General features: G+C 73.5%; 13 protein-coding genes and 1 tRNA gene. 10 read left to right on the forward strand and 4 right to left on the reverse strand.

Annotation, left to right across the window (positions count from 1 at the left end; genetic code table 11):
- The 6 genes from AB0C17_RS15665 to AB0C17_RS15690 all read left to right on the forward strand — a co-directional run.
- On the forward strand, nucleotides 1-414 hold a 414-nt coding region (locus AB0C17_RS15665; RefSeq protein ID WP_357479049.1), incomplete at its 5' end, for a hypothetical protein.
- A 377-nt stretch (nucleotides 415-791) separates the two neighbouring features.
- Nucleotides 792-2,291, forward strand: a complete 1,500-nt coding sequence (locus AB0C17_RS15670; protein ID WP_357389805.1) for a hypothetical protein — start codon at nucleotides 792-794, stop codon at nucleotides 2,289-2,291.
- 1 nt (nucleotide 2,292) lies between these two features.
- Complete coding sequence (locus AB0C17_RS15675) at nucleotides 2,293-3,495, forward strand: zinc ribbon domain-containing protein (protein WP_357389803.1); 1,203 nt, start codon at nucleotides 2,293-2,295, stop codon at nucleotides 3,493-3,495.
- Complete coding sequence (locus tag AB0C17_RS15680) at nucleotides 3,496-5,883, forward strand: GTPase-associated protein 1-related protein (protein WP_357389801.1); 2,388 nt, start codon at nucleotides 3,496-3,498, stop codon at nucleotides 5,881-5,883. It begins immediately after the preceding gene.
- Nucleotides 5,880-7,436 (forward strand): hypothetical protein, encoded by a 1,557-nt coding sequence (locus AB0C17_RS15685; protein ID WP_357389799.1) that lies wholly within the window; start codon nucleotides 5,880-5,882, stop codon nucleotides 7,434-7,436. Before AB0C17_RS15680 ends, AB0C17_RS15685 begins: the two co-directional genes overlap by 4 nt.
- Nucleotides 7,423-7,605, forward strand: a complete 183-nt coding sequence (locus AB0C17_RS15690; protein WP_357389797.1) for a hypothetical protein — start codon at nucleotides 7,423-7,425, stop codon at nucleotides 7,603-7,605. Before AB0C17_RS15685 ends, AB0C17_RS15690 begins: the two co-directional genes overlap by 14 nt.
- Here the strand turns inward: AB0C17_RS15690 and AB0C17_RS15695 are convergent.
- Genes AB0C17_RS15695 through AB0C17_RS15710 form a run of 4 tightly spaced genes read right to left on the reverse strand, consistent with a single transcriptional unit; the run spans nucleotide 7,602 to nucleotide 14,777 of the window.
- The gene (locus tag AB0C17_RS15695) at nucleotides 7,602-11,687 is read right to left on the reverse strand and encodes an SAV_2336 N-terminal domain-related protein (RefSeq protein WP_357479052.1); all 4,086 of its coding nucleotides are present in this window, start codon (nucleotides 11,685-11,687) and stop codon (nucleotides 7,602-7,604) included. The two genes, AB0C17_RS15690 and AB0C17_RS15695, sit on opposite strands and share 4 nt — an antisense overlap.
- The gene (locus AB0C17_RS15700) at nucleotides 11,677-12,684 is read right to left on the reverse strand and encodes a MoxR family ATPase (RefSeq protein ID WP_357387483.1); all 1,008 of its coding nucleotides are present in this window, start codon (nucleotides 12,682-12,684) and stop codon (nucleotides 11,677-11,679) included. The genes AB0C17_RS15695 and AB0C17_RS15700 overlap by 11 nt, the downstream gene beginning before the upstream one ends.
- A 9-nt stretch (nucleotides 12,685-12,693) precedes the next feature.
- Complete coding sequence (locus AB0C17_RS15705; RefSeq protein WP_357387481.1) at nucleotides 12,694-14,436, reverse strand: trypsin-like peptidase domain-containing protein; 1,743 nt, start codon at nucleotides 14,434-14,436, stop codon at nucleotides 12,694-12,696.
- On the reverse strand, nucleotides 14,433-14,777 hold the full coding sequence (locus AB0C17_RS15710; protein ID WP_357387479.1) for a CU044_2847 family protein: 345 nt from the start codon (nucleotides 14,775-14,777) through the stop codon (nucleotides 14,433-14,435). The genes AB0C17_RS15705 and AB0C17_RS15710 overlap by 4 nt, the downstream gene beginning before the upstream one ends.
- Nucleotides 14,778-15,008: 231 nt before the next feature.
- On the opposite strand from AB0C17_RS15710, the gene fdh reads away from it, so the two are divergent.
- The 4 genes from fdh to AB0C17_RS15730 all read left to right on the forward strand — a co-directional run bounded on the left by fdh (nucleotide 15,009) and on the right by AB0C17_RS15730 (nucleotide 20,687).
- Nucleotides 15,009-18,332 carry a formate dehydrogenase gene (gene fdh / locus AB0C17_RS15715; RefSeq protein WP_357387477.1) on the forward strand — a complete coding sequence of 1,108 codons (3,324 nt, stop codon included), beginning with the start codon at nucleotides 15,009-15,011 and terminating at the stop codon, nucleotides 18,330-18,332.
- Nucleotides 18,325-19,368: a 4Fe-4S dicluster domain-containing protein gene (locus tag AB0C17_RS15720; RefSeq protein WP_357387475.1), complete on the forward strand. Its 1,044-nt coding sequence runs from the start codon at nucleotides 18,325-18,327 to the stop codon at nucleotides 19,366-19,368. The genes fdh and AB0C17_RS15720 overlap by 8 nt, the downstream gene beginning before the upstream one ends.
- Nucleotides 19,365-20,546 carry an NrfD/PsrC family molybdoenzyme membrane anchor subunit gene (gene nrfD / locus AB0C17_RS15725; protein WP_357387473.1) on the forward strand — a complete coding sequence of 394 codons (1,182 nt, stop codon included), beginning with the start codon at nucleotides 19,365-19,367 and terminating at the stop codon, nucleotides 20,544-20,546. The genes AB0C17_RS15720 and nrfD overlap by 4 nt, the downstream gene beginning before the upstream one ends.
- 45 nt (nucleotides 20,547-20,591) lie before the next feature.
- A tRNA-Sec gene (locus tag AB0C17_RS15730) sits at nucleotides 20,592-20,687 on the forward strand.
- Nucleotides 20,688-20,699: the final 12 nt, after the last annotated feature.

Below are 20,699 nucleotides of genomic sequence, written 5' to 3' on the forward strand. Positions count from 1 at the left end.
CAGGGCACCCAGTCCCACATCGACCTGACCGACGAGCAGACCGCCAACGTCAAGGCGATCATCGCGGCGACGAAGAAGGCCGGCATGGACGAACGTGCCGCCGTCGTGTCGATCGCCACCGCCCTGCAGGAGTCGAAGCTGGAGAACCTCGGCCACCTCGGCGACCGTAACGACCACGATTCGCAGGGCCTGTTCCAGCAGCGTCCCTCCAGCGGCTGGGGCACGGTGGAGCAGATCACCGACCCCGAGTACTCCACGACCGCGTTCCTGAAGGGTCTCAAGCAGGTCGACGGCTGGAAGGACATGCCACTGACCAAGGCCGCCCAGACCGTCCAGGTGTCGGCCTATCCCGACCACTACGCCCAGTGGGAACAGCAGGCCGCCGACCTCGTCGCCCAGCACTGGAACAGCTGACCCGGCGGTGACCGGGGTCACGACGAACGAGCGGAAGAACCGTGACCCCGGTACCGTTGTGCAGAGCGTCGGTGTGTTCAGTGTCCCCGGGCCTCACCTAAATTGCCTTCGCGGAATACCGTTCGGCTGGAGCCGCGTCGCGCCACTCGCCGAGAGGCGACATGCACACCGACGCCGACTCCGCCCCCGGCCCCGGCCGGGGGCGGAGTTCGTCGCGCCACCGATGATCTGTCCAGCCGACGACAGTTGCTTGTGATCACCCGCCGGGCTGTGATGATCTCACCGATGTGCATGCATGGACGTGGGCGCCGGACCTGACCGGCGGCCGCTCGCCTGGACCCCGCCCCGCTCCCCGTCGCCCGAGTTTTCGCTGACCCATGGCGTTCGACGCCGAGCGTTACGACCGCGAGGTCATCAAGCCTCTGCGGGGTCACCACGGGCGCCTTCCCCCCGGTGACCTTGCCGCCCGCTACGCGGTGGAGCCGGGCTGGACCCGCGCGGAACTGATCCGTCACCTGACCGTCGTACGCCGCTTCTGGCAGGACAGCGCCGTCGGACCGGACAGCCGGGCGGAGATCTGCCGGCTGCTCATCCGGGCCGACGAGGAGCTGATCCGCACCGTCGGTGACTCCATGACTGATCCGGCCTGGTGGCAGGAGCACGGCGCCAGGGCGTCGCGGCCGCGGGAATCGATGCGGAGGCGAATACGCGACGCGATGGCGGAGGCCCGGCACTTCGCCGCGCCACCGCCCACCACGGGTCCGGCGCCGGTGAGGGCAGGCGGCGGCGCGGTGGATCCGTCCTGGCAGGCCGAGGTCCGCTCGTTCGTCCTGGCTCGCCTGGAGGATCCGGCCGGGGCCACCACGTCCCCCGTGCGACCTGCCGACACCGCAGGGGGAGCAGGGGCGGACCGCGAGTCCACCACGGCCGGCGACACCGGGTCCGCCACCACGGCAGGAGTCCCAGAGCTGACCGTGTCGGTGCTTGGTGCTCGCGGCGACCGGTGCCGGGTACGCGTGTCGTGGCCGGACGCCGGTGGCCGAGAGGTCCGCGTGCACCGCTGCGCCTCGCCGCCGCCCTGGACGGTGGGTTCCGCGCTGCCGATGACGGTCTTGGACACCTTCGGCGAGGAGCTGACCGGCGCCAGGGAGACCAGTGACGGTGAGACCGGTTTCGTCGCCGAGGTCCCCGTCGGCTACCACCTCTACGTGCCCTTCGTGATCGACGGGGAGCGGCTGACCGCTGGCCGGTTCGTGGCGCTCGGCATCGCCGAGCCGGTGCGACGGCTGCAGGCGGAACGGCGGGGCGAGGACGTCGTCCTCACCTGGATCTGGCCGCACGGGGCGCGGCGGGCCGTCGTGGAGTGGCCCGCCCCGGGCGGGACCATGCGTCACGAGGTGACCCGGTCGGCCTACGCCGGCGCGAACGGCTTCCGGATCCCCGCCGGCACACGACAGTCGGTGGCCCGGGTCGTCGTCGTGACGGACGTCGTCGGCGACGAGGTGCGGTCGGCGGTACGGGAGGTCACCCTGCCGGCGCGCCCGGTGGCTGTCTCCTACTCGTTGCACCGCAGCCCGCTCTGGCGGGCGGGACGACGGCGGATCACCGTCCGGCTCCAGGCGGACGCCGTGCTCGTCGGCGTGACGGCGACCGTGGTGCTCGGCTCGGAGCCCACCATGCCGGGAAGCGTCGAAGAGGGGTCCGTGCTGGCCGTCGCCGAACACCTGGAGCTGCGCCCCGAGCGGCCGCACGACCTGGAGGTGGCGGTGCCGTCGCTGCCGCGGCGCGCGCATCCGTACTGGATCCGCTGTTTCGTCCACGGCCCGGTGCCCACCGTGGTCGCCCTGCCCACTGTCGGATCGATGAAGGTGACCTGAGTTGTCTGAGGTGGTATGCCCGTTCTGCTATGAACGCATCGACGGCACGGCGTTGTGGTTCCAGTGTCTCGGCCAGGGCGACGCCGACCATGACGGATGCCGGACGCGGGTCGACGAGCAACGCCGGCGCAGGACCGGGTTCGGCTCGGCGGTACTGCCCACCTTCGCGCCGCCCCGTACCCAGCGGTTGCGTCCGGCACGCCTGGCGCTGTGCCCGCACTGCGGCGGGCGTACCGGCGTCCGCGCATGCCCGGAGTGCCACACCCCGCTACCGCCCAACTTCGGGCACTCGGCCAGCCCGATGATCGCGATGTTCGGCGGTAAGGGCACCGGCAAGTCGGTCTACCTGACCGTGCTCGCCCGGCAGCTGCGCTCGGCGGAACTGCGCCGGCGGTTCGGCGCGGGCATCCGGATGACCGGCGACCGGCAGGGCGGGTCGGAGTCGCCGTCGCGCTGGCTCGCCGACAACGTGGAACGGATGTTCACCGAACACAAGCTGCCGGCGCAGACCGCACCGAACCGGGAACGCCGTCGCGAGCCCCTGGTCTTCGAGTGGCGCAGCGAGCACCGCAAGTGGGGCCGCACCACCTACCGCACCAGTTACCTGTCCTTCCACGACACGGCGGGGGAGGACGTCGGGAGCCTCAGTGGCGCACACGACCTGGCGTACGTCGGCGCCGCGGACGGGCTGATCCTGCTGCTCGACCCGTTCATGCTCCCGGAGGCCCGGGAGCGGCTGCGGCTTCCCCGATCCGCGATCCGCTCCACCGAGGAGACCATCGAGGTGGTGGACCGGCTCACCCAGAGCCTGCGCGCCAGCACCGGGGTCAGCGGGAGCGAGCGCATCGGCAAGCCGGTCGCTGTCGCGTTCGCCAAGATGGACGCCTTCTTCGACGTCCTGGGACGGGAACACCCGCTCTGCCAGGAGCCGCGGCCCGGGCCCGCGTACGACGAGCGGCTGGGCCGGGCCACCCACGAGGCCGTAGCCGCGTTGCTCCGCAGCTGGAAGGGCGACGACATCGAGCAGCTCCTGCGACAGAACTACCGGACGTTCCGCTACTTCTGCGTCTCCGCGCTCGGCGCGCCGCCCGACTACGACAACGCGCTCGTCGAGCCCGGCGGTGTCCGCCCCTACCGGGTGGACGAGCCGCTGCTGTGGCTGCTCAGTCTCAACCGGTTCGGCGTCGTGCCCCGGCAGGACTGAATGACCGGGCGGTTCGACACCCTCATCTACACCGACTGCCGCGAAGGTCAGGGGCTGCTCGGCACACCGGGACTGCAATTCCAGTCCCGGTCCACCGGCGCGGACCAGGGCGCGGAGGCGGTGGTGCAACACTGCCTGCTCTACGAGCCGCCGCCCCGGTGGATGCGGGAGCGGCGTGCGGCAAACACCTATCCCGTCTCCTTCGCCCACGTCTGGGACGGGCTCCTGGCCACCGCGACCGGCGTGTACCTCGGCAGGGAGAGCGGCGGAGGGCGCGAGGGCAACCATCTCACCCACGCGATCGTGACAAGCGACCCGGCCTCCTACGGCCTGGTCCGCCCGGCCCAGCTGTTCGGGGCGCCGTTCTGGACAAGCGAGCCGGCGGACGGGCCCGGCTGCCCGCCGATCGAGGCGGGCTGGCAGCCGGGCCCGTTGGGCGCGGTGGACGCCCAGGCGTTCGTGCGTGGATCCCCGGAAGGCGCCGCTCTGCTCACCGCCCTGTTGTCGACCCTGCGGGACGGCGCCGGCCGGCGGATCCTCTTCGTCGCGCAGGAGCCGGCTGAGGTGCTGCGCTGGGTGACAGCTGTGACACTGCTCCTGCCGCAGCGGGTCGCCCTGCGGACCGGCTTCAAGGTGTTCACGCTGGACCCCGCGTATGCGCCGCAGCGGATCCTGGCCGTGCATCCCGACTGGGCCGGCCCGGCCGCCGACCTCGACAACGACCAGGGGTTCCTGGTGGTCGACCTGGTCCGGCAGGTGTGGACACCGACGCCCGAGACGCCCGAGGCACGGTGGTGGACCGAGCTCTTCCTCACCGAGGACCCCCTGGACGTGGTCGACGCGGTGGAGGTGGCGGCCGCGGCCGGGCTGCCCGGCGAGGCCGGGACCGAGGTGGCGCTGGCCGCGATCCTGCGTCGCCTGCCCGAACGGGAGGATGTCGGGCCGCTGGTTTCGTGGCTGCGGCACGGGCCTCCGCCGCTGGTGCGCCGGTACGGCGGCGGAATCGTCGACCTGCTGCTGGAGCACGTCGACCGGTGGCCCGCGAGTGTGTTGCGCGACCTCGACGAGGCCGGCCGGACCGTCACCCCCGGCCGGCACGCGGTCCGGGTCCGGACGGCCCTCATCGACGCGGAGCGGCGGGAGGTGGCGGCAACGGGACGGGTGCCGGACGAGCCGGCGCCGCCCGCTCCGCCGGCGTGGACCCGGGACGACGAGGAGCGGGCGCTCCGGCCGTGCGTCGAGGCGCTGCGCACGGCGCCGCCCGAACAGTTCGACGCGCTGCTGCGGCTGTGCGGACGGTTCGGGTTGCGGCCCTCGGCCGCCGACCTGCGCCCCGGCCTTTGGCAGTTCGTCCTGGACTGGGCGGACCATCCGGACCGTCCGTACGAGCCGCAGACCTGGGCCTGCGCGGACGAGGTCGTCGGTCTGCTGCGACAGGAACTGGGTCGGCGGCTGCTGGCGGAACCGGCGGTGGCCGGCGTGCTGGGCGACCAGTGGTGGGACGTGCTGTTGCGGGAGCCGATGCGACTGGACGAACCACTGGATGCCGCCGTGGTGGCGGCCGCGCTGCGGCACCTGCCCAGGTCGCAGCGGTACGACCTGGTGGGTCAGTGTCTGCGGACCGCGATGGCCGCACCACAGTGGATGTCGATGATGAACCGGACGGCGGCCGTGCTGTGGAGTGCACGGCCGGTCAGTCGGGTCGAGGCCGACCTGCTGCGGCGGACGGTGCCGGCGGGCACGCCGCTGGACCCCCGAACCTTCCACGTCCTGGGCATCACGGTGCTGAGCTACCAGGCCGACCCGGAGTTCGTCGACGCGGCCCAGATCCTGGTCCGGCACGGGCTGTGGACGCTGCCTCCCGAGGTGGCGCAGGCCGTCGACGGGTACCGGGCGCTGGATGTCGTACGTGATCAGCTGCGCTCCGACCGGCCCGACCTCGGCGCGCTCGGCCAGGCGGCGGCACGTCTCCCGCCCAAGCTGGTGGAGGTGCGGACGCCGGAGCTGTGCGACAAGGTTGTGGCCTCCCCGGCGGTGGCCGCCGCCGTCATGGTGCTTCTGCACGCGCCCCGGCTGGCCGAGGCGTGTTCGCGGAAGCTGCGCGCCGAGCTGGGCATGAACTCCCGGCCGGTCCACGTGGTGCTGGCCTTCGTCCTGGTCAACGCCGAGCAGCAGTCGGCGCAGATCGCCACGATGATCCAGGCAGGGGTCCGGACCGACCTCGACCAGCGGGTCCGCACCGCTGTGGCCCGCTGCTCCCAGAAACGCCTGGGCGAGATGACGGTGCAGGCCGAGAGCCTGGGACCGAAGTGGTCGGAACTCTGGAACGCCCTCGTACGGGCCGACCGGCGAAGGCTGATGCGCTGGCGGCGCGCGGACGGGCGGTGACCGTGTCCAATCCGGCCGTCCTCCTGCTGACCGCGCTCGTGGTGCTCGTCGTGCTCTACGGGCTGGCCACTGTCACCATCGCGCCGTTGACCGTCTACGCCCTGCTCGGCGGCGTCCTGGCCGGGCTGGCCCTCGGCCTGGCCGAGGCGGTTGCCGTGTTCGGCGGGGTGGTGGACGTCCCGCGCGTACGGACCCCGCACGACGAGTTCACCGCCCGGCTCCCCCGGGGACGCCGGCCTGACTACGCCTGGGTCCACTACGCCCACCGGCAGGCCGGGTACGACCTTCGGCACCTGGCGGAGCGTTGCCACGGCCGGGTCGGCGGCATGTGGCGGCGTGGCTGGCAGGACCTGCCCACCATGCCCCGCTACCACCTGCGACTCCAGGGGCCGGCACGCGACCCGGACGTCCCGCGCCCCGCCGTCCGGTCGAGGACCTGGACGATCGTCCTCTTCTGGCCCCTGCTCGCGCTGCCGGTCGCCGGTCTGACCGGGCTGACAGTGGGGGTCGTTGCCGCGCTGCTCCTCGTCGGCGCGGTCGTCGCCCTGGTGGCGGTGCCGGCCTGGTTCTGGACCCTGGCGGTGGCCGCCTTGTTACGGGCGGGCGAGCGCCGACGCCGCCGTCGGCGCGGCACTCGTCTCTGCTGTCCGCGTTGCTACTTCCTCATCGACCTTCCCGAGTACCGGTGCTCGGGCCGGCACGGCCGGGACGTGCCGGCGGGAGCCGAGCGGCATCGGATGCTCCGTCCCGGGCTTCAGGGTCTCCGGTGGCGCCGGTGCGGATGTGGACGGAAGCTGCCGGTCGGGCCGGCCGCGGCCGGCCCCCGGCTGCCGGCGTACTGTCCGAAGTGTCAGACGTCTCTCGCCGATGGCAGCGGGGCGAGCAGCGAGGTGCGGATCGCGCTGTTCGGCGCGGCGGCAGCCGGCAAGAGCACGTTGGTGGAGGCGCTCACCGCCGGGCTGGTCGCCCACTTCCCCGGCGGGCAGTGCCTGGTGAGCCGGGTGGAGGGCGGGGGACAGCCGCCGCGGCCACTGGTGGTGACCGTGACCGTCCAGGGCGGCACCGGGACGGCCCAGCGCCTCCAGTTCTTCGACGCTCCCGCCCGCGGGCTGCTCGACCCCGTCGTCTGTCGTTCGTACGCCTACCTCTACGGCACGCGGCACTTCGTGTTCGTCCTCGACCCGCTGGCCGCCGGGCTGGTGGGTGGCGTCGACGTGCCGGAGCCGTGCGATCCGCTCGACGCCTACGAACTGGTGGTGGGATGGCTGCGCAACCGGGGGGTCGACACCGGGCGATGCCGCCTCGCGGTAGTGGTCTCCCGAGCCGACCACCTGCGGCGCCTGCTCGGTGGCACCATGCCGGCGCCGGACCGGGTCCGCTCCTGGCTCGACGAGCGGGGACTGGACCAGTTGGTGATCACGGCCGCCCGGGACTTCGCCCAGGTGGGTTACTTCCTCAGCGGCCGGGACGAGCCGGCCCCGGTGGAGCCGCTGCGTTGGCTGCTGCGCGGCCGGCCCGGGGTCGGTGCGGAGGTGGCCCGTGCGCTCCGCTGACCTGCCTCCCTCCTACCGGGCATACCGGTTGGTGATCCTCGCCCTGACCGCCGCCGCGACGGGCGCGGGGACAGCCTGGTCGGTGCGGGCCGGGCTGCCGCAGGGAGCGCAGCGCTGGGCGGCGCAGTTGCTGGAGACCTTCTGGGCGGTGTGGACGGCCCTCGACTAGGACCCCGGCTGCCCTGCGGCCCCGCCGGCCTCGCGGAGCAGCCGGGCCCGCTGCCGGTGCCGCTCGGCCGTCGCAGGCTCGCCCACCCGGTCCCAGGTCTCGGCGAGGTCCTGGTGGTTGGCCATCAGAAGGGCGCGCAGGCTGGCGTCGGCGGGGTCCTCCCGGAACAGCCGGGCCAGCACGTCCCCGGCCTCGGTGAGCGCCTCGATCGCCGCCTCCACCGGGCCCGTCTCGGCGAGCATCCACGCCTGCTGCCGCAGCACCTCGGCCAGGTCCCGGCCACGGCGGGACGGGTCGCCGGTGGCGAGCTGGCGGTGCAGGACGACCACCTCCCGCAGCACCGTCGCTGCCTGATCCGCCCGGCCGGTGGACCGCAGGAGCATGGCCTGGCAGTGGCGTGCGGTAGCCATCTCCGCCACCGGCGCCGGAACCGTGGCGCCGATCAGGGCCACCGCCTGCTCGCAGGTGGCCAACGCGTCGTCCGCCGCGCCGAGGTCGGCGAGGTCCAGGGTCTGTCGGAGCAGCGCCCGGGCCAGCGCGACAGCGTGCCGGTCCGGCTCGGCGGCGTACCGCTCCCGGTAGCGGCGGACGCACTGGTTCTCCACGGCCAGGGCGGCGGCCGGGTCGCCGCTGCGACGGTGCAGCATGGCCAGCGTGGCGCGGGCCTCGTTCAGCAGATCATCACCCTCGGGCGCCCCTGCCGCGACGACCTCCTGTCCGTGCGCGATGGCGAGCCGCGCCGCCTCGAACCCCTCGTCGACGCGTTCGAGGTCGGCCAGCACCCGGGCCCGGCGGTTCTCCGCGGCGCACAGCGGCCCCCTGGCGTCCCGGGAGCCCCGGGACATCAACCGCTGGTACTGGGCGACTGCGCGGTCGGCGCTGCTGAGGGCCTGCGTCGTCAGTCCGGTCCGGGCCAGGTGGCCGGTCTGTGCGTCGAGCGTCGCGGCCAGCGCGCGTACGACGCGGTCGACGGACTGCGGCCCGGCCCGCTGCGCCAGCCGGGCCCGCAGCTCGACCTCCTCGGCGAGGACGTCGGTCACGGCGTCGGCCGCGCCCTCGGCCAGCAGCCGTTCCCGGTGCCGCGCCAGCGCGTCCGCCAGCGGGGTCAGGTAGCGGTCCCGGTCGGACAGCCGGCGGAAACCCGCGACGAGCCGTTCCGAGACGGATGCCGGCTGACCGGCGAAGAGGGCCGCCGGGTCGGGCAGCCCGTCCGCGACCGCGCGCAGTGTGGATTCCGGGGTGTCCGGGTCGGCGACCAGCCGCCGTAGCCGGTCCACCAGGACCGGTGGCAGCACCGAGGTCCGGGACCGGGTCTGCTCGAGCAGGGCGAGCAACAGCGGGGGATGGCCGCGGACGACCCTCCAGACCGGCTCGACCAGCCGGGGATGCCTGTGACAGCCGGGGCCGAGGATCTGCATCGCCCGCCGGACCTGGTCCGCCGAGCGGTCCGCCAGGATGCCGGTGACCAGATCGGGGTGGGCCAGGACGGCGGGCACCACGATCTCCGATCGCAGGTCGTCCGGCGTGACGGGCGTCCAGTACCCCTCGGGGCCGCCGGGGTAGAGCTCGTGCAGCCAGTTCGCCAGCCGGTGCAGGGTCGGCCGGTCGGTGGCCATGTCCGGACGCAGCCGGCTGATGAGGTCCTGGGCGTCGCGGGCCGTCGCCGCCCCGTACAGTGTCGCCGCCGCCACGTACCGGTCGAGCTCGCCGGGCCGGGCGTACGAGATCTGCGCGGCGACAGCTGCGTCCTCCCAGTACCGGCGTTCCCTCGTCGCGTGCGCGGCCGTCAGGTCTTCCGGGGTCACCGGCGCCGGTGCGCGCAGGGTGCGCACGAGCATGCGCAGGGCGACGATGTGCAGCGACAGCGGGGTGGCGTACCGGTCGTCACCGACGTCGGGCAGCCGCATCCGCTCGCCGTGCTCGCGCCAGCGATCCGTGCCCGCAGCCGCGTCCAGAGCCTGGGACAGGCCGCGCAGGGCTTCACGCAGCGCGCTCTGCCGCGGCGGGCCGGCCCGCCAGGGCGGGTCCAGCCGGTCGACAGTCGCGTCGCCGACGAGCCGCGACGGGCCGGTGCGTCGCAGCTCCTGCCACCAGTCACCGGCGGCCCGCGTGATCAGGAGCAGGTGGGTCGACGCGACGCGGTCGGCTCTGGCCAGCTCCCGCCGGACGGTCCCCGGCCGGGTCTCGGCCTCGTCGATCACGACCAGTTCGCCGCCCCCGGCGAGGGTGACGACGAGGCGTCCGTCCGTGTGGCCCTCCGCTACCGGGGCGGCATCGAGCTGGGCGATCAGTTCGACCAGCAGCCGGGTCTTTCCGACGCCCGGCCCTCCCGTCACGACCCGCAACGACGGCCCCGGCAGGTCCACCCAGCGACGCAGTTCGGCGAGTTCCCGGTCGCGGCCGGTGCACCGTACCGCCCGCCGCCACGGTGAGAGCAGGTCCCGCATGCCGTCGGCAGGCGCGGATCCGGGTGCCGGATCGGGCGTGGCGAGCGGACCGGCATCGTCGTCGGGGGCGGGGCGTGGCGTGGACGCGCCGGCCAGCGGCGTCCCGGCCCGGTCGAGCCGGGCCCGGGCGGTGAGGTTGACGACGGCGAAGGGCCGGCTGTCCGGTCCGAACCCGGGGTGCCCGGGCCCCGGGGTGAGCGCGGTGAAGTGCGTACGGGCCACGCCCATCCGCGACTGGACGGTTCGGGAGAGGTGCTCCAGCAGTTCGGCCGCGCGGGCCATCTTGGGCCGGCTCAGGGTGTCCAGCAGGAGCGGCTGCACACCCTCGACGAACGCGTAGCGGCCGGTCCGCGCGTCCACCACCCGCAGCAGACCGCTGAGCAGCACCTCGGCGAGTTGGGACGGGGTGGCCCGGCGGAACATCGCCTGCTGGATGTAGCGGATGACCGGCAGCACCGGCTCACTCATCGCGACGTAGGCCGCGAGTTCGACGGCCTCGGGCGAGGACGAGGAGCGGAACTGCCGGACCCGCCGCGAGGGCGGGAGGTGCCCTCCGTGTCCGGCGAGGACGGCGTCGCGCTGCTCACCGGTCACGGCGGTGACGGCCGCGGTGACCGCCGGGGCACCCGCGACGAGCCGGGTCCAGCGGCCGAACCACGCCGAGTCGATCTCCAGCACGGGCACCACGGCCCCGCGTGGTGGCGGGGACCCGTCGAAGGGCTCGAACCGCAGGTCGGAGTTGGGCGCGCCGGGACGGGGCGTGCTGAGCAGCCCGGGCGTCGTCCGGCTGCCGGTCCGTGACCACATCCGTTCGGGCAGCGGCTGGAGGACGGCGACCGGCCCGCGACGCGCCCACCGGTGCAGCAGGGCGCCGGCCGCGCCGGTGTGCCAGATCCGGTCCACGCAGTCGCTGACGACGAGGATCACCCGACGGCCGCTGGGATCTACCAGTTCGGCGCCGGTGCGCGGGTCGCCACGCCAGGTCGACAGCCTCGCCCGGCCGGCGTCGTCCCGGTCCAGCCGCCATTGGGCGACGCGCCGGAAAACCCCCGCGGCGGCGAGGGTGTCCACCACTTCGCCGGCCAGTTCCCGCCATAGCGTCATCGACGCGGTGCTGTCCACCACCACCGCCAGGTCCAGCCAACGCTCGGTCGCCGGGACCATCACCGCCGGCCACGGTCGGCCGCCCAGCAGGTGCTCGGCCGCGACGCGTACCGTCGCCTCCTCGTCGAGGACCTGTTGCCGGGGGGACGGCACCCGCCGGGTCAGCGGTCGCAGGGTCCGCTGCAGGCCCAGGCGGTCACCGAGCGAGGCCGACTGCGGCACTGTGATCTCGCCGGCCCGTATCGTGCCGGGCGCGGCGGGCGCGGCGTGCAGCGGCGTGGTCGCGGGCCGGGAGGGTGGCGGGGCCGGCGCGGGCGCGGGGGGTTCGGACGGTCGGGCGGGCGCCGGTGCGCCGGGCGCCGCCGGCTCGGCATCCACGCCCGGCGGCCCGACGGCCGGGGCCGGCGGGGGAGCGGCCACCGGCGCCGCCGGGCCGAGGTGGTGGCTCAGCCATAGGACCTCGGCGAGGTCCCGGGCGGTGGGGGCGCCCCCCACCGCCGTGATCGCGGCACGTAGCCGCTCAATCGTCATCGGGCCGGCGGGACAGGTGAGCCATCACCTTGTCGGCGAGCTGGTCCCGGTCCACACCCGTGGTCCGTCCCGCCTGGTCGGTGAGGTAGATCGCGTTGAGCAGCTGGTCCGTGGCGAGGTCGTCGTGGTCCCGCCGGCTGAGGAACCGCTGGATGATCTCCGCGCCGCTCGGGGCCAGCGTGCCCAGATGCGCCTCGACGATCCGCGACAGCTTCTCCGCCTCGGGCTGGGGCAGGGTCGCCTGGATGCACCGGCGCAGGAACGCTGGCGGGAAGTCCCGCTCACCATTGCTGGTCATCACGATGATCGGGAAGGCCCGGCAGCGGACCTGGCCGTGACGCACCGGCACCCGCTCGGTGCTGTCCGCTGTCATCACTGCGGCGTCGGCGGCCTGATCCGCCTGCCGGACCAGCTCCGGTATCTCGTACGACCCCTCCTCGAAGATGGCGAGCAGGTCGTTGGGCAGGTCCAGGTCACCCTTGTCGATCTCGTCGATGAGCAGCACCCGTGGACGCTCGGCCGGCAGCAGCGCCGTGCCGAGCGGGCCGAGGCGGATGAACCGGCCGACGTCCTCTGGCTCGTCGCCGGGCCCGGACCCGCTGTCCCGCCTGGCCTGATAGAGCCGGGCCAGCGGGTCGTACTGGTAGAGGCCGTCCTTTACCGTGACGCGGCTGGTGATGTTCCACCGCAGTGGACGCCCGAGCCCCAGCTCATGGGCGACGGCAGAGGCCAGTGTGGACTTTCCGGTGCCGGGACGGCCGGTCACCAGCAGCGGCCGGCGCAGGTGGATGGCGGCGTTGACCAGTTCAACTGTGTCGCGGTCCGGGCGGTAGTTCTCGCCCCGCCGGGCGTCGGCCGCCGACTCCTCCACCCACGGGGAGATGGGGACGGCCTCGTCGTCGAACAACCGCCACGGCGGCGGTGCCGGCAGCCGGGCGATGTCGTCGTGCGGGACACCCGTCCCGTGGTAGATCCACCAGCCCGGTCGCTCGGACACGTCCGCTCCTCACTCCGCGAAGCCGAGCGGCGCGGGGCGCCGCTTCGGTTCGTCCCACAGCAGTGTCACGTCCCGGCCGCAGTGTCCGGGATCGTCGTTCAGGCCGGATTCCGCGCGCAACGCGCGAATCGTCCGGGGAAGCTGGTCGCTGCGCAGACCATGCAGGCGTTCGGCCATGTCCCGGCAGAACCTGGTGGCCGGGCATCCCTCGGCCGGCACGGTGTGCCGTTCGCAGGAGCCTCGTCGCCACAGCAGCGCCGGCACGCCGGTGGCCACCGCCTCGTGTACGTGCCTCTCAGCGGCCCACACGCCGGTCAGGCCGACCGCTACCGGCGTGTCGTCCTGCCACAGCCAGGCCCGGAACTTGTCCGGTTGGGGAACTGCGGCGGAGCACTCCAGCCAGCGGACGATCGCGTCCAGGGTGCGTGGGTCCTCGCGCAGGCGGTTGGCACGCCGCACGATCTCGTGCGGGGTGGTGGAGTTGAACCAGTCCAGGTCGCGTACCACCACCGGCCCCTTCCAGCCCAGCGGCGCGGTGTCGCCCTCGGCGACCCAGCTCTCCACGTCCCAGCCGAGCAGCCCGCGGGGCAGGACGAACTCGACCCCGATCGTCTCGCAGCCGTGGGGGATGCGGGCGTAGGCGCGGGGCAGCGCCTGCTGCACGGCGGTACGGACCTTGGCTCGGGAGACCTCCACGTCGTCGAGGACCGGCTCGTCGAGGTCGCCCTCGGGGCCGCTCGCGGTCCAGATGGTCAGCCGGTGCGCCCGGCGGCGAGGCGCGCCGGTCGTGGCCACCCGGACCACGATCCACGCCTGCCGGACCGCGACTTCGGCGGCCGGCCCGTCAGCGGGCGACGGGCCGGCGCCCCAGCCGTGCCGGCCGCTCCATTCGTGCAGGGCGGCACGGCGGCCGGGCACCCGCTTGCCGACCTCCCGCAGCAGCCTCACCACCAGGTCGCGGATCCCGTCCTCGCCGGAGGTGGGCAGGACCGCCAGTGCCTCGGCCACCGCGAGCAGGGAGGGCAGCGGGCGGGCAGGCAGCGGGTCGGGGCCCGTCCACAGCGCCCGGCCCATGACGTGCGCGTCCGGCAGGTGGACGCCCCGCAGGATGTCCCGCAGCTCCCGGTAGGGCCCCGGACCGAACGGACCCAGCGCGATCCGCTCGGCGATCTCCGGCCACTGCCTGTGGATTTCGTCCATCGGCAGGATGACGCCGCTGCGGCTCCCGCCGGGACCGGCCCGGTCGGCAGAGATCACCATGCCGACCACGTCGTACGAGCCCTTGACGTAGGCGGCGGAGCCGCTGTATCCCTCGGTCAGTACGAAGCCGGTGCCGTCGGTCGCGTCGGTCTGGCAGGCGTGGCCGGCGAGACGCGGGTCCGGCTCCGCGGTGAAGTAGGCGATCTGCCCGGTCTCGAGGTAGCCGCTGGGGAAACCGAAGGCGGCCAGTTCCTGCCCGGCGTAGACGTCCACGGCGTGCAGCGGCGCCAGCCGAGCCGGGACCACTGTCACCGGCTCGTCCAGGCGGACCACCGCGAGGTCTCCCTCGCTGCTCCCGCGCTGCCAGGGGCCGCAGAAGACGACAGTCCCCGGCGCGGCGTGGTCTCGGCCGAGAGCCAGGAACGACACGGTCACCTCGGATCGGTCACCGACGACGTGCGCGCAGGTCAGCACGTGGCGTTCGTCGATCAGGAAGCCGCTGCCGCGGGTCGCCCCGGTGATCCTGGCGTGCCACGCCGGTTTGTGACTCACCGCGCGGGTGCCTCGCCCGGGGGTGGCCCGGCGGACCAGGTCAGCTTGACCGTCAGGTGGGCGTCCATCCCGGTCTTGGCGAAGACGGCGCCCGCCTCGGCGGTGAAGTTCACGCCGAACTCGATCTCGATGTCGTCCGGGCGGTGCGCGGCGGCGCGGAAGGTGGCCAGCGCCTTCTGCGCCGCGATGTTGATCTCACGCAGGCCGGTCTCGAAACGCCTGCGCGCCTCCACGATGTGCTCGTCGAGCCCGGCCTCGCCGAACCCGGTGTCCTGGCGACGGATCTCGAAGAAGACCTCCTCGCCGTCCTCGGTCCGTACCCGCATCAGTTCCGTTGCCACTCCGACCTCCCGCCGCACCAGCTTCATCGATGATCAAGCACCACCGGGACGGGCGCTGTCGGGTGCCCGACTGAACCGGACCCCGCTTCACGTTCGCCCGGACGCCGGTCGCGGCGCCCCGTCCGGCCCCCCCGAACGGGGCCGATCGGCGGCTCGACTCGCACGTCCTAGACGGCTGGCCTAGGGTTACCGGAAGAGGTGAGCCGTTCTCGACGGGGAGGGGGTGCCCAGGTGGGTCTGAAGACGTTCATCCAGGGGTGGCCCGTCTACCGGCAACTCACCGGCACCGACCCGCTCGGTCGCGGTGCCGCCGCCCAGTCGGCGCGTTCCGCCGAGCTGAGCCCTCGCACCGATACCGCCGACGGCATGGCCCGCTCGGTCTGCCCGTACTGCGCGGTGGGCTGCGGGCAGCGCGTCTTCCACTCCGACGGCAAGGTCACCCAGATCGAGGGCGACCCGGACAGCCCGATCTCGCGCGGCCGCCTCTGCCCGAAGGGCTCGGCCAGCAAGAGCCTGGTGACCAGCCCGCTGCGCCAGACCACGGTGCGCTACCGCCGGCCGTACGCGACCGAGTGGGAAGACCTGGACCTCGACGTCGCGCTCGACATGATCGCCGACCGGATCCTCGCCGCCCGCGCGGAGACCTGGGAGGACGTCGACGACGAGGGCCGACCGCTGAACCGGACGCTCGGCATCTCCAGCCTCGGCGGCGCGACGCTGGACAACGAGGAGAACTACCTCATCAAAAAGCTGTTCACGGCGATGGGGGCACTCCAGATCGAGAACCAGGCGCGTATTTGACACTCCGCCACCGTCCCCGGTCTGGGGACCAGCTTCGGTCGCGGCGGCGCCACGGACTTCCAGCAGGACCTCGCCAACGCTGACGTCATCGTCATCCAGGGCTCGAACATGGCCGAGGCCCACCCGGTGGGCTTCCAGTGGGTGATGGAGGCGAAGAAGCGCGGCGCGAAGGTCTTCCACGTCGACCCGCGGTTCACGCGTACCAGCGCGCTCGCCGACACGTACCTGCCGATCCGGGCGGGCACCGACATCGCGCTGCTCGGCGGCGTGGTGCACCACATCCTGGAGAACGAGCTGGACTTCCGGGAGTACGTGCTGGCGTACACGAACGCGGCAAACATCGTCAGCGAGCAGTTCGCCGACACCGAGGACCTGGACGGCCTGTTCTCCGGCTACAACCCGGACACCGGCTCGTACGACCACGCGACCTGGCAGTACGCGGGTCACGAGGGCGAAGCCAAGATCCGGGGCACCGGCAAGGAACGCGACTCGGCCTCCGGGCTGGAGCACGAGTCGCACGGCGAGCCGATGCCGCCGCAGACCGAGCGGGACGAGACGCTGCGGCACCCGCGCTGCGTCTACCAGATCCTGAAGCGGCACTTCTCCCGCTATACGCCGGAGATGGTGGCGCGGGTGTGCGGCATCCCGGAGGAGAAGTTCCTCGAACTGGCCCGCGCGTGGACGGAGAACTCCGGCCGGGAGCGCACCGGCGCGCTCGTCTACTCGGTCGGCTGGACGCAGCACAGTGTCGGCGTGCAGTACATCCGCACCGGGTCGATCATCCAGACGCTGCTGGGCAACATGGGCCGTCCGGGCGGTGGCATCCTGGCGCTGCGCGGGCACGCCAGCATCCAGGGCTCCACCGACATCCCGACGCTGTTCAACCTGCTGCCCGGCTACCTGCCGATGCCGCACCACGCCGACCACCCCACGTTCGACGAGTGGGTGAACAGCATCCGGCACCCGGGCCAGAAGGGCTTCTGGGGCAACTCGCGTTCCTTCGCGGCGAGCCTGCTCAAGGCGTACTGGGGTGACGCGGCGACGCCGGAGAACGACTTCTGCTACGGCTACATGCCCCGGATGACCGGCGACCACGGCACGTACCAGCAGGTCCTGAACATGATCGACGGCAGGGTGAAGGGCTACTTCCTGCTCGGCCAGAACCCGGCCGTCGGCTCGGCGCACGGCCGGGCGCAGCGCCTGGGCATGGCCAACCTGGACTGGCTCGTCGTCCGCGACCTGTTCATGATCGAGAGCGCCACGTTCTGGAAGAACGGCCCGGAGGTCGCCACCGGCGAGATCGTCCCGGAGGAGTGCCGCACCGAGGTGTTCTTCCTGCCGGCGGCCTCGCACGTGGAGAAGGAGGGCACGTTCACCCAGACGCAGCGGCTGCTGCAGTGGCGGGAGAAGGCCGTCGACCCGCCGGGCGACGCCCGCTCCGAGCTGTGGTTCTTCTACCACCTCGGCCGCGTGCTTCGGGAGAAGCTGGCCGGCTCCACCGAGCGCCGCGACCGCGCGCTGCTGGACCTCGCCTGGGACTACCCCACGCACGGCCCGCACGCGGAGCCGAGCGCCGAGGCGGTGCTCAAGGAGATCAACGGGTACGAGGTCGGCACCGGCCGCCTGCTCAGCGGCTTCGCCGAGGCCCGCGACGACGGCTCCACGGCGATCGGCTGCTGGATCTACTCCGGCGTGTACGCCGGCGGGGTGAACCAGGCGGCCCGCCGCCGCTCCCGCCACGAGCAGGACTGGGTGGCCGCCGAGTGGGGCTGGGCGTGGCCGGCGAACCGCCGCACGCTCTACAACCGCGCGTCCGCCGACCCGGACGGCCGGCCGTGGAGCGAACGCAAGAAGTACGTCTGGTGGGATCCGGACGCCGGCGAGTGGACCGGGTACGACGTGCCCGACTTCGAGAAGACGAAGCCGCCGTCGTACCGGCCGCCCGAGGGCGCCTCCGGCCCGGACGGGCTCGCCGGTGACGACCCGTTCGTCATGCAGGGCGACGGCAAGGCGTGGCTGTACGCGCCGAGCGGCGTCCTCGACGGCCCGCTGCCGACGCACTACGAACCGGCCGAGTCGCCGATGCGCAACCCGCTCTACGGCCAGCAGGCCAACCCGACCCGCAAGGTCTACGAGCATCCGATCAACCGGATGAACCCGAGCCCGCCGGAGCCGCACAGCCAGGTCTTCCCGTACGTGTTCACGGTCAGCCGCCTCACCGAGCACCACACCGCCGGTGGGATGAGCCGTACCGTGCCGCGCCTGGCCGAGCTGCAACCGGAGATGTTCGTCGAGGTGTCACCGGAACTCGCCGGTGAGATCGGGCTGGCCCACCTGGGCTGGGCGCACCTGATCACCGGACGCGCGGTGATCGAGGCGCGGGTGCTGGTCACCGACCGGCTCACCCCGCTGCGGGTGGACGGCCGGATCATCCACCAGGTCTGGCTGCCGTACCACTTCGGCACCGAGGGCCTGGTGACCGGCGACTCGGCGAACGACCTTTTCGGCATCACGCTGGACCCGAACGTCCTCATCCAGGAGAGCAAGGTCGGCACCTGCGACATCCGGCCCGGCCGGCGGCCCACCGGCCCGCCGCTGCTGGACCTGGTCGGCGACTACCAGCGGCGGGCCGGGATGACGCCGGACCGGAAGATCCCGATGGTGACCACCGACGCGGCCGGCGGGGACGACGCCGCCGGCAGCACGGACGAGCAGTCGGCCGCCGCGCACCAGGACGGGGAACCGCATGCCTGACGCCAACAGCCTGTACGGCCCGCTGGACCCGGCCCCGGACGCGGGCTGGGTCTCCGCGCCGCCCCGGATGGGCTTCTTCACCGACACCAGCGTGTGCATCGGCTGCAAGGCGTGCGAGGTGGCCTGCAAGGAGTGGAACGACGTCCCCGACTCGGGGTTCGACCTGCTCGGCATGTCGTACGACAACACCGGCGCGCTGACCGCGAACTCGTGGCGGCACGTCGCGTTCATCGAGCAGCCCCGCCCGGCCGGTCACCGCACGCCGCCGTTCGCGGGTGACCCGACGGGCCCGGCGACCAGCCCGGCGTCGGCGGCCGCCGGCGCGCTCACGGCACCGGACACCGGTACGAATCCGGGCCTGCCGCCGGGGCAGCCGGAGGCGGCGGCGCGGATGGCCGCCGGTCCGGAGTTCCTCGGCATGCCCGGTGCCCGGCCGCCCGGGCGGGACAGCGGCGCGGAGAGCCGTACCGACTTCCGCTGGCTGATGATGTCGGACGTGTGCAAGCACTGCACGCACGCGGCCTGCCTGGACGTGTGCCCGACCGGTTCGCTGTTCCGCACCGAGTTCGGCACCGTGGTGGTGCAGGAGGACATCTGCAACGGCTGCGGCTACTGCATCTCCGCCTGCCCGTACGGCGTGATCGACCAGCGTAAGGGCGACGGCCGGGCGTGGAAGTGCACGCTGTGCTACGACCGGATCGGCGCGGGCATGACGCCCGCCTGCGCGCAGGCGTGCCCGACCGAGTCGATCCAGTACGGCCCTCTCGACGAGCTGCGGGAACGGGCCGCGAAGCGGGTCACCGCGCTGCACGAGCGCGGCGTGCCGGAGGCACGGCTGTACGGCCACGACCCGACCGACGGGGTGGGCGGCGACGGCGCGTTCTTCCTGCTGCTGGACGAGCCCGAGGTGTACGGGCTGCCGCCGGACCCGGTGGTCACCACCCGGGACCTGCCGAAGATGTGGAAGCGGGCCGGACTGGCCGCGCTGACCATGGCGGCGGCTGCCGTCGCCGCGTTCGTCGGAGGATCGTCGTGAGCCCGGACCGCCCGGTCGGTGACCGGTTCCGCCGATTCCGCGAGCGCCTGTCCACGCAACGGGAGAGCGGCGGCGCCGCCGAGGGGGAGAACGGCAGCCGGGCCACCGCCGCCGGTCCCGGCGTGGGCCGCACCGACGCGGGCTCCCGCGACGCCGGGCTGGCCCCGCACCCGCCCCGCGACGCGGTGCCGCGCCGGCCCCGCCGTAAGGGTGGCAAGGGCGGCGGGGAACAGCTCAACGTCCCACCGGCCGAGTTCACCTCCTACTACGGCCGGCCCGTCCTCAAGCCGCCGGTGTGGCGGTGGGACATCGCCGCGTACCTGTTCACCGGCGGTCTCGCCGCCGGTTCGTCGCTGCTGGCCGCGGGCGGGCAGCTCACCGGCCGCCCCGCGCTGCGCCGCGCCGGCCGGATCACCTCGCTCGCGGCGGTCGGCGCGAGCACGTACTTCCTGGTGAACGACCTGGGCCGGCCGTCACGCTTCCACCACATGCTGCGGGTGGCGAAGGTGACCTCGCCGATGTCGGTGGGCACCTGGATCCTCAGCGTGTTCGGCCCGGCCGCCGGGGCCGCGGCGATCGCCGAGGCGGCCCCGCTGCTGCCCGAGCGGGGTCTGCTGGGGCTCGGCCGCCGGCTGCTGCCCCCGGCCGGGCACGCCGCCGGTCTGGTCGCCGCCGTCACCGCGCCGGCGCTGGCCACGTACACCGGGGTGCTGCTGGCGGACACGGCGGTGCCGTCGTGGCACGAGGCGTACCCGGAACTGCCCGCCATCTTCGCCGGCAGCGCCCTGGCCAGCGGCGCGGGCGTCGGGCTGGTGGCCGCGCCGCCCGGGCAGGCTGGCCCGGCGCGGCGCCTCGCGGTGGCGGGCGCGGCGATGGAGCTGTGGGGTTCGCACCGGGTGGAGAACCGGCTCGGGCTGCTCAGTGAGCCCTACACCCAGGGCACGCCGGGGAAGCTGCTGCGCGCGGGCCGGGCACTGACCGCCGCCGGTGTCGTGGGCGCGCTCGTCGGCCGGCGCAGTCGGGTGCTGTCCGCGCTGTCCGGCGGCGCGCTGATCGCCGCGTCGGTGTGCACCCGGTTCGGCATCTTCCACGGCGGGGTCGCCTCGGCGCGGGATCCGCGGTACACGGTGGTGCCGCAGCGCGAACGCGCCGACCGGCGGGCCGCCGACCAGGTCTGACACCTCCCCGGGCGGCCCGCGCCGCGCTGTGATTGACTGCTGCGTGGAGGCGTTCAGGCGGCTGGTGCCCCTCCCGGTCTTCAAAACCGGTGTGGTCCGGGACCCGGGCCAGGCGGGTTCGATTCCCGTCCGTCTCCGCCAAACCGTTCCCGG

The sequence above is a fragment of the Micromonospora sp. NPDC048887 genome (assembly GCF_040649715.1).
Lineage (GTDB): Bacteria > Actinomycetota > Actinomycetes > Mycobacteriales > Micromonosporaceae > Micromonospora.

Coding starts and splice junctions, on each gene's coding strand:
- AB0C17_RS15720 (WP_357387475.1), top strand. CDS start 18,325: ATGCCTGACGCCAACAGCCTGTACGGCCCGCTGGACCCGGCCCCGGAC.
- AB0C17_RS15670 (WP_357389805.1), top strand. CDS start 792: ATGGCGTTCGACGCCGAGCGTTACGACCGCGAGGTCATCAAGCCTCTG.
- AB0C17_RS15680 (WP_357389801.1), top strand. CDS start 3,496: ATGACCGGGCGGTTCGACACCCTCATCTACACCGACTGCCGCGAAGGT.
- AB0C17_RS15695 (WP_357479052.1), bottom strand. CDS start 11,687: ATGACGATTGAGCGGCTACGTGCCGCGATCACGGCGGTGGGGGGCGCC.